Origin of the sequence: Streptomyces odontomachicola (assembly GCF_039605595.1) — a bacterium.
GTDB lineage: Bacteria > Actinomycetota > Actinomycetes > Streptomycetales > Streptomycetaceae > Streptomyces.
Genome location: NZ_JBCFOK010000018.1, coordinates 148,370 through 160,308, shown reverse-complemented (window position 1 = coordinate 160,308; position 11,939 = coordinate 148,370). Strand labels below are relative to the sequence as shown.

The following is an 11,939-nucleotide window of genomic DNA, read 5'->3' as shown; positions in this document are numbered from 1 at the left end:
CGTACGACATCGGCGGACCGGAGTGACAACCGCCTCACTCATCCCACCTTTACCAATTCTTGGCGTACGGTTTGCGGCGCAACGTACGTCGAGAAAGGCCGGGGGTCATGTCGGGCACCGCAGGTCGGGTGCTGGTCGTCGGGGCCGGGATCGCGGGCATGGCGACCGCGATCCGGCTGCGGGAGTCGGGCTGGGAGCCCACGCTCGTGGAGAAGGCGCCGCAGCGCCGCACCGGCGGCTACTTCATCGGGCTCTATCCGCAGGGCAAGGACGCGGCCCGGCGCCTGGGCATCTACGACCACCTGCACATCCGCACCCCCGACCCGGTGCGCACCTGGGAGATCGACGTCGAGGGCAGGCGCACCCGCAGCATCGGCCTCCTGGAGAACTCCAGCCGCCCCGACGCCGTGCTGCGCGGCGACGTCGAGCAGGCGCTGTGGGACCACCTCGACGGCGTGACCGTCCGCTTCGGCACCACCCCGGTCGCGATCAGCGAGGGCCCCGACGCGGTGGAGGTGGGGCTGCGCGACACCGCGACGGGCGAAGTGTCCACGGAGAGCTACGCGTTGGTGGTCGGCGCAGACGGCGTGCGCTCGACCGTGCGGGAGCTGGCCTTCGGACCGCACGAGCGGTTCATGCGCCCGCTGCCGCGGATCATATGCGCCTACCAGCTCCAGGACCCGGTGCCCTGTGCCGCGCCCAAGGACGGCCTGGTGCTGGCCGACCCCGGTCGTTCGCTGTGGCTGTTCCCCTTCAACGACCGGGCGCCCACGGCGCTGTTCACCTACCGCACCGACGACGTGGACGCCCAGTTCACCCGCCCGCCCCGCGAGGTGCTGCGGGACGTGTTCGGGCACCTCATGGACTCGCAGGTGGTGCGCCACGCGCTGGAACAGTTCGACCGGGCCAGTGACTTCCTCTTCGACTCGGTGCACCAGGTGCACATGCCCTCCTGGAGCACCCGCCGCGTCCTGCTGGTCGGCGACGCCGCCTGGTGCCTGACCCTGTACACGGGCATGGGCGCCTCGCTCGGCCTCATGGGCGCCACCACGCTGGGCCGCATGCTGGACCAGCACCCCGGCGACCTCGACCGCGCGCTGTCCGCCTGGGAGAAGGAGCTGCGCCCGCTCGTACGGAAGCAGCAGACCGTGGCGCGGATAAAGAGCCAGTTCTTCGCACCCGCCAACAAGTTCGTCGGCGGCATGCGCAGCACGGTGCTGCGCATGGCCGGCATGTGGGAAGCGCGCAAGGACGAGACGGCCAACTCGCTGGGCTGAGCGCCCCGTTCACCACCGCTCCGGGGCGCGCTCCAACCCGCTCCCGCGGACCTCTTGACGCGTCAGAACGCCGCGAAATACCTTGCTGTCACTCTGATATATCAGTTGCGTAGTACGGCATTCCCCCGCCCCTCCGACACCGGACCGCGCCCGCATCGAGCGCGGTCCCCTCGTCCTCGCGCAGCCCCCCCCGTCGCCCCTCGACGCCCGCAGGCCCCGGCACTTCGCGGCCGCGTGCGCCCCGGCCGGCGGCGTACGAAGTACAGGAGTCCAGCCATGCAAGAGGTCCGCGCCGTCGTCGCGAAGGCCAAGGACGCACCCGTGAGCGTGGAGACCATCCGCGTGCCGGACCCGGGCCCCGGTGAGGCGGTCGTGCGGGTCCAGGCGTGCGGCGTCTGCCACACCGACCTGCACTACCGGCAAGGCGGCATCAACGACGCATTCCCCTTCCTGCTCGGCCACGAGGCCGCGGGGACCGTGGAGTCCGTGGGCGAGGGCGTGCACAACGTCGTGCCCGGCGACTTCGTGATCCTCAACTGGCGCGCCGTGTGCGGCCAGTGCCGCGCCTGTCTGCGCGGCGAGCCGTGGTACTGCTTCGACACCCACAACGCCGCGCAGAAGATGACGCTCACCGACGGCACCGAGCTCTCGCCCGCGCTGGGCATCGGCGCCTTCGCGGAGAAGACGCTGGTGCACTCGGGGCAGTGCACCAAGGTGGATCCGGACGCCTCGCCCACCGCGGCAGGACTGCTGGGCTGCGGCATGATGGCCGGGCTCGGCGCCGCGCTCAACACCGGCAAGGTCGGGCGCGGGATGAGCGTTGCGGTGATCGGCTGCGGCGGCGTGGGCAGCGCGGCGGTCGCCGGGGCGCGGCTGGCCGGGGCGGCCCGGATCATCGCCGTGGACATCGACGAGCGCAAGCTGCGCTGGGCGCGGGAGATGGGCGCCACGGACACCGTCGACAGCAGGGAGCAGGACCCGGTCGAGGCCGTACGGAAGCTGACCGGGGGCAACGGCGCCGACGTCGTCATCGACGCGGTCGGCCGGCCCGAGACCTATGAACAGGGCTTCTACGCCCGCGACCTGGCCGGGACCCTGGTCCTGGTCGGGGTGCCCACGCCGGAGATGAAGCTGCCGGACATCCCGCTGCTCGACATGTTCGGGCGGGGCGGCGCGCTCAAGTCGAGCTGGTACGGGGACTGCCTGCCCTCGCGCGACTTCCCGCTGCTCATCGACCTCTACCGGCAGGGGCGGCTCGACCTGGACGCGTTCGTGACCGAGACCATCGAACTGGACGCCGTGGAGGACGCGTTCGCGCGCATGCACCACGGCGACGTGCTCCGCTCGGTGGTGGTCCTGTGAGCCGCGGGGGCGCCTTCGGCAGCCGCGACAACCGCGTGCGCATCGACCACGCCGTCATCTCCGGCACCTTCACCCTGGACGGCGAGACGCACCGGGTGGACAACAACGTGTGGGTGCTCGGCGACGACCAGGAGTGCGTGGTCTTCGACGCCCCGCACAACGTGTCCCGCATCCTCGAAGTCGTGGGCGACCGGCGGCTGTCGGCCATCCTGTGCACCCACGCGCACGACGACCACGTACGGGTGGCCCCGCAGCTCTCCGTACGCACCGGAGCACCGGTCCTGCTGCACCCCGACGAGCTGCCGGTGTGGCGGCTGACGCACCCCAGCAGCAGGTGGGACGTGGACCTCGCGGACGGCGAGCTGCTCAAGGTGGCAGGCACCCCGCTGCGGGTGATCCACACGCCGGGCCACGCGCCGGGCGCCGTCTGCTTCTACGCCGAGGAGCTGGGCGTGCTCTTCACCGGGGACACCCTCTTCCACGGCGGGCCCGGCGCGACCGGGCGCTCCTTCAGCGACCACGGCGTGATCACGCAGTCCATCCGGCACCGGCTGTTCCGGCTGCCCGGCAGCACGCTCGTGCACACCGGGCACGGGCCGAGCACCACGCTGGCCGCCGAGTGGGACAACGTCCCGTAGCCGGGCTCCCCGTACACCAACCGCTGTTCATCCACCGCACCAACAGGCCGCGTCCCCGCCGCGGCCCTTCCCCAGGCGTGTCCCGTCCTTAGGAGAGACCCATGAGCAGCACGCCACGCGTCGTCATCATCGGAGCCGGCATCGTCGGGGCGAACCTGGCCGACGAGCTCACCCTGCGCGGCTGGAACCGCGTCACCGTCCTCGACCAGGGGCCCCTGCCGCTCACCGGCGGCTCGACCTCGCACGCGCCGGGGCTCGTGTACCAGACCAGTCCCTCCAAGACGATGAGCGCCTTCGCCACGTACACCGTCGAGAAGCTGCGCGGACTGGGCGGCGACGGGGAGTGGTGCTTCAACCAGGTCGGCGGCCTGGAGGTGGCCACCACTCCGGAGCGCCTCGCCGATCTGCACCGCAAGCAGGGCCTCGCCGCCTCCTGGGGCATTCCCGGCCAGGTCGTCGGACCCGAGGAATGCGCCGAGCTGCACCCGCTGCTGGACGCCGGTCAGGTGCTGGGCGGCTTCCACACACCGACCGACGGGCTGGCCAGCGCGGCACGCGCGGTCGTCGCGCTGGCCCGCCGGGCCGAGTCGCGCGGCGCCGTCTTCCGCGGTTCGACCCGGGTGACGGGCATCAGCCACACCGACGGCAAGGTCACCGGCGTACGGACCGAGGACGGCGAGGTGCCGGCCGACATCGTGGTCTCCTGCGCCGGATTCTGGGGCCCGGTGGTGGGCGAAATGGTCGGCATGCGGGTGCCGCTGCTGCCGCTGGCCCACCAGTACGCGCGTACGGGGCAGGTGGCCGAGCTCGTGGGCCGCAACGACGAGCAGACCGAGGCACGCCTGCCGATCCTGCGCCACCAGGACCGCGACCTGTACTACCGCGAGCACAACGACCGCCTCGGGATCGGCACGTACGCCCACCGTCCGATGCCCGTGGGGATCGCAGACCTGCCCGAGAACGGCGCGCCGACCGAGGCGGCCATGCCCTCGATGCTGCCCTTCACCGAGGAGGACTTCGCGGCCTCCTGGGAGCACAGCAGGCGGCTGCTGCCCGCGCTGCGCCAGGCGAAGATCGAGACCGGCTTCAACGGGGTCATGTCCTTCACCCCCGACGGCGGCCCGCTGCTCGGCGAGTCCCCCTCGGTGTCCGGCTTCTGGATCGCCGAGGCGGTGTGGGTCACGCACTCGGCCGGTGTCGCGCGGGCGGTCGCGCAGGTGCTCACCGAGGGCCGCAGCGAACTCGACCTGCACGGCTGCACCGTGCACCGCTTCGACGAGATCGAGACCACCGAGGAGTACGTCAGCGAGACCGCACAGCGCAATTTCGTCGAGGTCTACGACGTGCTGCACCCGCTCCAGCCCAAGCTCTCGCCGCGCGACCTGCGGGTGAGCCCCTTCCACGCCAGGCAGCGCGAGCTGGGCGCCTTCTTCCTGGAGGCGCACGGCTGGGAGCGGCCGCACTGGTACGAGGCGAACGCGCACCTCGTCAAGGAGCTGCCGCCCGAGTGGCAGCCTCCGTCGCGGGATGCCTGGTCGGCGATGTTCCACTCGCCGATCGCGGCCGCCGAGGCGTGGAAGACGCGCACGGCGGTGGCCATGTACGACATGACGCCGCTCAAGCGCGTCGAGGTGAGCGGCCCCGGCGCGGTCGCCCTCCTGGAGCGGCTGGTCACCAGCAAGATGGACAAGTCCGTCGGCTCGGTCACCTACACCCTCGCGCTGGACGAGGCCGGGGGCGTGCGCAGCGACCTGACCGTGGCGCGGCTGGGTCCCGAACTGTTCCAGGTCGGCGCCAACGGCAACATCGACGTGGACTACCTGCGCCGGCAGGCGCCGGACGACGACAGCGTCCAGATCCGCGACATCACCGGCGCCACCTGCTGCATCGGCGTGTGGGGGCCGCTGGCCCGCGACGTGGTCCAGCCGCTCAGCCGACAGGACTTCTCCCACGAGGCGTTGAAGTTCTTCCGCTGCATGCCCGCGCGCATCGCCGGCATCCCGGTCACCGCGATGCGGCTGTCGTACGTGGGCGAGCTCGGCTGGGAGATCTACACCAGCGCCGAGTACGGGCAGAAGCTGTGGGACGTGCTGTGGGAGGCGGGCCGCGAACACGGGGTGATCGCCGCGGGCCGCGCGGCCTTCAACAGCCTGCGCCTGGAGAAGGGGTACCGGGCGTGGGGTGCCGACATGACGACCGAGCACAATCCGTACGAGGCGGGCGTCGGCTTCGCGGTGCGGCCCAAGTACAAGGGCGCGTTCGTGGGCCGCGAGGCGGTGGAAGGGCTCGCAGCGGACACCGTCACACGGCGTCTGACCTGCCTGACCGTGGACGACGGCCGGAGTGTGGTGCTGGGGCACGAGCCGGTGTTCCTGGACGGCGAGGCTGCGGGGTACGTCACCTCGGCCGCGTTCGGCCACACCGTCGGCAGGCCGATCGCCTACGCCTGGCTGCCGGCCGAGGCCACGGTCGGCACCTCCGTGGAGATCCAGTACTTCGGCCGGAAGGTGCGGGCCACGGTGGCCGCCGAGCCGCTGGTGGATCCGGAGATGGAGCGGATTCGGCGCTGAGGCCGGACTCCGCGCCGAGGCGGGGGTGCGGGTCCGATCACGGCCTCGTACCCCCGCGCCCCCAACTACCGCTCTTCGCATGCCAGTTGAGCCCCCGCAATGTGAGCCCTCCTCCCCTCTCCGAAAGAGCATGCCGATGCGCACCGACACCCTGGAGACCTTCCTGCACTCGCTGGCCGACCGCGTTCCGGCGCCCGGCGGGGGCGCCAGCGCCGCGTTGAGCGCCGCACAGGCCGCCGCGCTGGTCGAGATGGCCGCCCGCTACAGCGACGGACCGAAGTACGCCGAGCACGCCTCCGCCATCGCCGCGATCCGTACGTCGGCCGAGGAGTACCGCGAGGTCGCGCTCGCACTCGCCGCACAGGACGCCGAGGCGTTCTCCGAGGTCGGGGCCGCCTACCGGCTCCCGCGCAGCACCGAGGAGGAGAAGGCCGCACGGTCCGCCGCGATCGCCTCGGCCCTCCTCGCCGCCGGGCGGGTCCCGGCGAGCGTGATCGCCGTGAGCGCCCAACTCATCGGCCTGACCGAGCAGTTGCGCCCGCTCGGCAACCGCAACGTGATCAGTGACATCGCCGTCGCCGCGGACGCCGCGGCCGCCGCCACCTCGTCGGCCCGCGTGAACGTCGAGGTCAACCTCGGCGGCATCACCGACGCCCGCGCCCGCGCCGAACTGACCGAGGCCCTCACCGGGGTCGACGACCTGCTCGCCCGCGCCGACAAGGTCACCGCCGCCGTACGGGAGGACATCCGATGACGCAGCAGGTCACGACGGGCCAGGTAGCGACGGAGCAGCCGGCCGGCGAGAACGGCACCGCCGTGCTCTCCGGCGGCGCGCTCTCCCGCTCGCTGCGCGCCCACGTCACGGCCGAGGCCGACGAGTTGACCGCCGCCGGTACGCATCCGCGGCTGGCGGTCGTGGTCGCCACCGACGACGAGTCCAGTGCCTGGTACGTACGGTCCATCGCCAAGGCCGCGGAGAAGACCGGCATCCGCTGCGACGTCGTGGACCTGGGCGCCGAGGCCGGGCCGGAGGAGATCCGCGCCGCCCTGGAAGCCCTCAGCGACGATCCCTCGGTGCACGGGATCATGCTCCAGACCCCGCTGCCCGCCGGCGCCCGCTTCGAGGACCTGGCCTCCTCGATCGCGCCGGAGAAGGACGTGGACGGGGCGAACCCGCTTTCGCTGGGGCGCCTGGCCGCCGGCCTGCCCGCCTTCGCGCCGGCCACGGCGGCCGCCGTACTCGCCCTGCTCGACCACCACGGCGTCCCGCTCGCCGGGCGCGCCGCCACCGTGGTCGGGCGCTCCAACGTGGTGGGCAAGCCGGTGGCCCACCTCCTGCTGCAACGCGATGCGACCGTGTCCGTCTGCCACCGCCACACCAAGGACCTCGCACAGCACACACGCGCCGCCGACGTACTGGTCGTCGCGGTCGGCCGCACCGGTCTGATCACCGCGGCGCACACCGGGCCGCACAGCGTGGTCGTCGACGTGGGCACCAACCCGACCGTGGACGGCGGCCTGGCCGGAGACGTCGACGCCGCCCACGTCACGGGCCGCGTCGCAGGCCTGACCCCGGTCCCGGGCGGCGTGGGCCCGGTCACCACGGCGCTGCTGCTGCACCACACGCTCCGTTCCGCCGCACGGACCCACACCACGTCGGAGGGGCCATGACCACGACAGGGCTCACCGGGAGCACCGCGGGTACGGCGACACCTCTGACGGCGAGCGCCGCAAGCACAGCACCACCCAGCCCCGCGCCCGTCACGGAAAACCCCGTACCGCAAACCCCACTTGAGCCCCCGCCCGACCGACACCAGCACCAGCAGCACCCCGAAATGCCCGCGCCGGCCCCCGTACAGGCGCCCCCGCAGTCCTCCTCGGCCGGCTCGCTGCGGGCCGTCGGGCTGCTGGCGCGGCTGCGGGCGTCGCAGCCGCTGCTGTGCGGGATCCTCAACGTCACTCCGGACTCCTTCTCCGACGGGGGCGCCTTCCGGGACCGCGAGGCGGCGGTCGCGCACGGGCTGCGGCTGGCCTCCGAGGGCGCCGAACTCCTCGACGTCGGCGGGGAGTCCACCCGCCCGGGTGCGCGCCCGCCCTCAGCGGCGGAGGAGCTGGAGCGGGTGGTGCCCGTGATCGAGGAGCTGGCGGCCCGGGTGCCGGTGCCGATCTCGGTGGACACCTCGCGCGCCGAGGTGATGCAGGCCGCCGTGCGCGCCGGGGCCGGCATGATCAACGACGTACGGGCGCTGCGGCGGCCCGGCGCGCTGGAGACCGCCGCGCGACTGCGGGTCCCGGTGTGCCTGACCCACATGCCGGCCGCGCCCGAGGTGATGCAGGACGACCCGCGGTACGAGGACGTACTCGGCGAGGTGGCGGACTTCCTGCGCGAGCGGCTGCTGGCGTGCCGCCGTGCCGGCATTCCCTCCGGGCATCTGCTGGTCGATCCCGGATTCGGCTTCGGCAAGCTGCTGGAGCACAACCTCGCGCTGCTGCGATCGCTGCACGTCTTCGGCGAGTTGGGGGCTCCGGTCATGGCCGGGCTCTCGCGCAAGGCGATGCTCGGGCAGCTCACCGGCCGCCCGGCGGGTCAGCGCGAGGCGGCCTCGGCAGCGGCCGCCGTCCTCGCGGCGCAGCGCGGCGCGAAGGTGCTGCGGGTGCACGACGTGGCGGCGGCCCGCGACGCGCTCGCGGTCCTCGAGGCCGCGGGCTGAGGCGCCCGGTGTCCAGGCGAACAGGGTCCCGGCGTACGGCACCGGCACCCGCGCCCCGGCGGCGTACCACCACCGCACGGCGCGCCCGCTCAGATCACCGCGCGCACCGCCTTCTCGAAGCCGATGACGTGCTCGTGCGCGAGGTGCTCGGCCTCGTCCGCCTTGCGTCCCGCGATCGCCCGCAGCAGCCCGGTGTGCTCGCCCACGTGCCGGTCGAAGTGCTCCATCCGGTCGAGGAAGAGGCAGAAGATGCGGGTGGCGAGGTTGTTGTAGCGGACGAGGGTGTCTTCGAGGTACGGGTTGCCCGAGGCGCGGTAGATGGCGCGGTGCACGCGCAGGTCCCAGCGCATCAGCTCGGCGCGCTCCATGGCGTGGACGTCCAGCTTCTCGGTGGCGTCGGCCAGTTCGCGGAGTCCGGTGCGGGCCTGCGCGCCGCCGGTCGTGGCGGCGCGGTACGCGGCCAGCGGCTCCAGCTCGGCGCGGATCTCGGAGATGTGCGCGAGATCGGTGATGTCCACTCCGGTGGCGAAGGTGCCGCGGCGCGGATAGGAGACCACGAGGCGGTCGCCCTCCAGGCGCTTGAGCGCCTCGCGCACCGGCGTGCGGCCCACGCCCAGGGACTCGATCAACTCCACGTCGTCGATCGGCGCCTGCGGCGGGATGTCCAGCATGATCAGCCGGTCCTGTATCGCGAGGTACGCGCGATCGGCCTGCGACAGGGAGGCCGACTCCAGCTCCTGGCTTTCCTGAGATGCAGTGGTCACGCAGGTCATCTTAGGTGCTGGTCCCGCGCTGGGGAATTGAGACTTCAAGCGCGCATTCTTGACATACCAGGCGTCGGTCCCGCACTCGCCCCCTCCCCCGCACCCCCTCGGCCTCCCCGGGAGCGCTCATGACCATTTCGGTGTTCGACCTGTTCAAGGTCGGTATCGGGCCCTCCAGTTCGCACACGGTGGGGCCCATGCGCGCGGCCTTCCTCTTCGTCGGCAGGCTGCGCGAGACGGGGGCGCTGGCGCGTACCGCCGCGCTGCGCTGCGAGCTGTACGGCTCGCTCGGCGCGACCGGGCACGGGCACGGCAGCGTCGGCGCCGTGGTGCTCGGGCTGTGCGGGGAGCAGCCGCATCTGGTCGATCCGGTGGCCGCGCAGCCGCAGGTCGCGGCGGTGCGCGGGGACGGTCTCATCAGCCTCGGCGGCGAGCACAAGATCGCCTTCAGCGTGGACGAGGACGTCGTGCTGCACCGCCGCGCGCGGCTGGACTTCCACTCCAACGGGATGCTCTTCACCGCGTACGACGCCGGGGGCGCGGAGCTGGAGCGCCGCGCGTACTACTCGGTGGGCGGCGGCTTCGTCCTGGACGAGGACGAGGCGGGCCGCCCGGTGCTGGCGGAGGACGCGACCCCGGTACCGCACCCGTTCAGCACCGGCGACGAACTGCTCGCGCTCACCCGCCGTACGGGGCTGCGGATCAGCGACATCATGCTGGCCAACGAGCGGTCCTGGCGCGGCGAGGAGGAGATCCGCTCCGGGCTGCTGCACATCTGGTCCGTCATGCGCGAGTGCGTGGAGCGCGGCACCCGCACGGAGGGCGTGCTGCCCGGCGGGTTGAAGGTCAGGCGGCGCGCGGCCCGGCTGCGCGCGCGGCTCGAATCCGGCACCGAGGAGCCCCAGGTCCTGCACGCCATGGAGTGGGTGACGCTCTACGCGCTGGCGGTGAACGAGGAGAACGCCGCGGGCGGGCGGGTGGTGACGGCGCCGACCAACGGCGCCGCGGGCATCGTGCCGGCGGTCATGCACTACGCGGCGCGCTTCCTGCCGTTCTCCGACGAGGAGGCGGTGCGCTTCCTGCTGACCGCGGGGGCGATGGGCCTGCTGTTCAAGGAGAACGCCTCGATCTCGGGCGCCGAGGTGGGCTGCCAGGGCGAGGTCGGCTCCGCCTGCTCGATGGCGGCCGCCGGGCTCGCCGAGATCATCGGCTGCACTCCCGAACAGGTGGAGAACGCCGCGGAGATCGGCATCGAGCACAACCTGGGCCTGACCTGCGATCCGGTCGGCGGGCTCGTGCAGATCCCGTGCATCGAGCGGAACGCGGTGGCCTCCGTCAAGGCCATCACCGCCGCGCAGATGGCGATACGGGGCGACGGCGCGCACCACGTCTCGCTGGACAAGGCGATCAAGACCATGCGCGAGACGGGCGCCGACATGAAGGACAAGTACAAGGAGACCGCCCGCGGAGGGCTGGCTCTCAACATCGTGGAGTGCTGAGACACCGCGAAGTGCCGAAACACCGTGGAGTGCTGAGGAGACCCTCGTGACCCGTTCCTTCACCCTGACCCTGAGCTGCCCGAACCGCACCGGCATCGTGCGCGCGGTCAGCGCCTACCTCTTCGAGCACGGCTGCGACATCGCCGAGCACCAGCAGTTCGACGACCCGGTACGCGAGCGGCTGTTCCTGCGTACCCAGGTCACGGCCGACCACGACGTGGACCTGGACGAGATCTCGCGCCGATTCGCCCCGGTGGCGGCCGACTTCGCGATGGACTACCACTTCGCGCCGGACCGGCCCGCGCGCGTCCTCGTGATGGTCTCCAAGCAGGGCCACTGCCTCAACGACCTGATCTACCGCTGGCGCGCGGGCAGCCTGGGCGCCGACATCGTCGCCGTCGTCTCCAACCACGAGGACCTGCGGCCCATGGCCGAGGCAGCGGGCCTGCCCTTCGTCCACGTACCGGTCACCCGGGAGACCAAGCCGGAGGCCGAGGCCCGTCTGCTGGAGCTGGTCGAGGAGTACGAGGCCGAACTCGTCGTGCTCGCGCGCTACATGCAGGTGCTCTCCGACCAGACCTGCAAGGCCCTGCACGGCCGCGCGATCAACATCCACCACTCCTTCCTGCCGGGCTTCAAGGGAGCTCGGCCCTACCACCAGGCGTACGAGCGCGGCGTGAAGCTCGTCGGCGCCACCGCCCACTACGTGACCCCCGACCTGGACGAGGGCCCGATCATCGAGCAGGAGATCACCCGCATCGACCACACCCACTCCCCCGCCGCGCTCCAGACGCTCGGCCGGGACGCCGAGGCCCTGGCGCTCTCCCGCGCGGTCCGCTGGCACTGCGAGCGCCGCGTGCTGCTGAACGGGACGAGCACGGTGATCTTCCGCTGAGCGGGAGGGGCGGCGGCGGTGCGTGCCGGAGCGCGCGGTGATCCTCGGCCGGGCACGCGGCGGCCTCGCTGAGCGCCCGGCGCCGCCCCGCACCCCCACCCCGTAGGATTGCCCGCGTACGCAAAAACCTCGCGCGCCATTAGCGCGCGCTTGCAAATAACCGGCGTGTGCAAGTAATGTCGGGAGCGGCGGTCCCGAAGGGCCGCATTCCACCGCATCAAGG

The 11,939-nt window shown here is 72.4% G+C and carries 10 protein-coding genes; 9 read left to right on the top strand and 1 reads right to left on the bottom strand.

Annotated elements, in window-relative coordinates; translation table 11 throughout:
- Positions 1-107 precede the first annotated feature (107 nt).
- The 7 genes from ABEE00_RS29120 to folP all read left to right on the top strand — a co-directional run bounded on the left by ABEE00_RS29120 (position 108) and on the right by folP (position 8,558).
- Positions 108-1,277, top strand: a complete 1,170-nt coding sequence (locus ABEE00_RS29120) for an FAD-dependent oxidoreductase (RefSeq protein WP_345748708.1) — start codon at positions 108-110, stop codon at positions 1,275-1,277.
- A gap of 276 nt (positions 1,278-1,553) precedes the next feature.
- Positions 1,554-2,639 (top strand): S-(hydroxymethyl)mycothiol dehydrogenase, encoded by a 1,086-nt coding sequence (locus tag ABEE00_RS29115; protein WP_345748707.1) that lies wholly within the window; start codon positions 1,554-1,556, stop codon positions 2,637-2,639.
- Entirely contained in the window at positions 2,636-3,277 is a 642-nt protein-coding gene (locus ABEE00_RS29110) for an MBL fold metallo-hydrolase (RefSeq protein WP_345748706.1), read from the top strand. The genes ABEE00_RS29115 and ABEE00_RS29110 overlap by 4 nt, the downstream gene beginning before the upstream one ends.
- A 101-nt stretch (positions 3,278-3,378) precedes the next feature.
- A complete protein-coding gene (locus ABEE00_RS29105) occupies positions 3,379-5,847 on the top strand; it encodes a GcvT family protein (RefSeq protein WP_345748705.1) in 2,469 nt (822 codons plus the stop codon).
- 136 nt (positions 5,848-5,983) lie between these two features.
- The gene (locus tag ABEE00_RS29100) at positions 5,984-6,601 is read left to right on the top strand and encodes a cyclodeaminase/cyclohydrolase family protein (RefSeq protein WP_345748704.1); all 618 of its coding nucleotides are present in this window, start codon (positions 5,984-5,986) and stop codon (positions 6,599-6,601) included.
- Positions 6,598-7,518 (top strand): bifunctional 5,10-methylenetetrahydrofolate dehydrogenase/5,10-methenyltetrahydrofolate cyclohydrolase, encoded by a 921-nt coding sequence (locus ABEE00_RS29095; protein ID WP_345748703.1) that lies wholly within the window; start codon positions 6,598-6,600, stop codon positions 7,516-7,518. The genes ABEE00_RS29100 and ABEE00_RS29095 overlap by 4 nt, the downstream gene beginning before the upstream one ends.
- 164 nt (positions 7,519-7,682) lie before the next feature.
- Entirely contained in the window at positions 7,683-8,558 is an 876-nt protein-coding gene (gene folP / locus ABEE00_RS29090) for a dihydropteroate synthase (protein WP_345748702.1), read from the top strand.
- An 89-nt stretch (positions 8,559-8,647) separates the two neighbouring features.
- Here folP and ABEE00_RS29085 read toward each other — a convergent pair whose 3' ends face one another.
- Positions 8,648-9,322, bottom strand: a complete 675-nt coding sequence (locus ABEE00_RS29085) for a GntR family transcriptional regulator (RefSeq protein WP_345748701.1) — start codon at positions 9,320-9,322, stop codon at positions 8,648-8,650.
- 128 nt (positions 9,323-9,450) lie between these two features.
- Between ABEE00_RS29085 and ABEE00_RS29080 the strand changes: the two genes are divergently transcribed.
- Both ABEE00_RS29080 and purU read left to right on the top strand, forming a co-directional pair.
- Entirely contained in the window at positions 9,451-10,821 is a 1,371-nt protein-coding gene (locus ABEE00_RS29080) for an L-serine ammonia-lyase (protein ID WP_345748700.1), read from the top strand.
- A 46-nt stretch (positions 10,822-10,867) separates the two neighbouring features.
- Positions 10,868-11,716, top strand: coding sequence for a formyltetrahydrofolate deformylase (gene purU, locus ABEE00_RS29075; RefSeq protein ID WP_345748699.1), 849 nt, complete (start codon positions 10,868-10,870; stop codon positions 11,714-11,716).
- Positions 11,717-11,939: the final 223 nt, after the last annotated feature.

What these genes read in the sequence shown, in the direction of transcription:
- ABEE00_RS29100 (WP_345748704.1), top strand. Translation starts at nt 5,984, where the DNA reads ATGCGCACCGACACCCTGGAGACCTTCCTGCACTCGCTGGCCGACCGC.
- ABEE00_RS29095 (WP_345748703.1), top strand. Translation starts at nt 6,598, where the DNA reads ATGACGCAGCAGGTCACGACGGGCCAGGTAGCGACGGAGCAGCCGGCC.
- ABEE00_RS29080 (WP_345748700.1), top strand. Translation starts at nt 9,451, where the DNA reads ATGACCATTTCGGTGTTCGACCTGTTCAAGGTCGGTATCGGGCCCTCC.
- ABEE00_RS29105 (WP_345748705.1), top strand. Translation starts at nt 3,379, where the DNA reads ATGAGCAGCACGCCACGCGTCGTCATCATCGGAGCCGGCATCGTCGGG.
- folP (WP_345748702.1), top strand. Translation starts at nt 7,683, where the DNA reads ATGCCCGCGCCGGCCCCCGTACAGGCGCCCCCGCAGTCCTCCTCGGCC.
- ABEE00_RS29120 (WP_345748708.1), top strand. Translation starts at nt 108, where the DNA reads ATGTCGGGCACCGCAGGTCGGGTGCTGGTCGTCGGGGCCGGGATCGCG.
- ABEE00_RS29115 (WP_345748707.1), top strand. Translation starts at nt 1,554, where the DNA reads ATGCAAGAGGTCCGCGCCGTCGTCGCGAAGGCCAAGGACGCACCCGTG.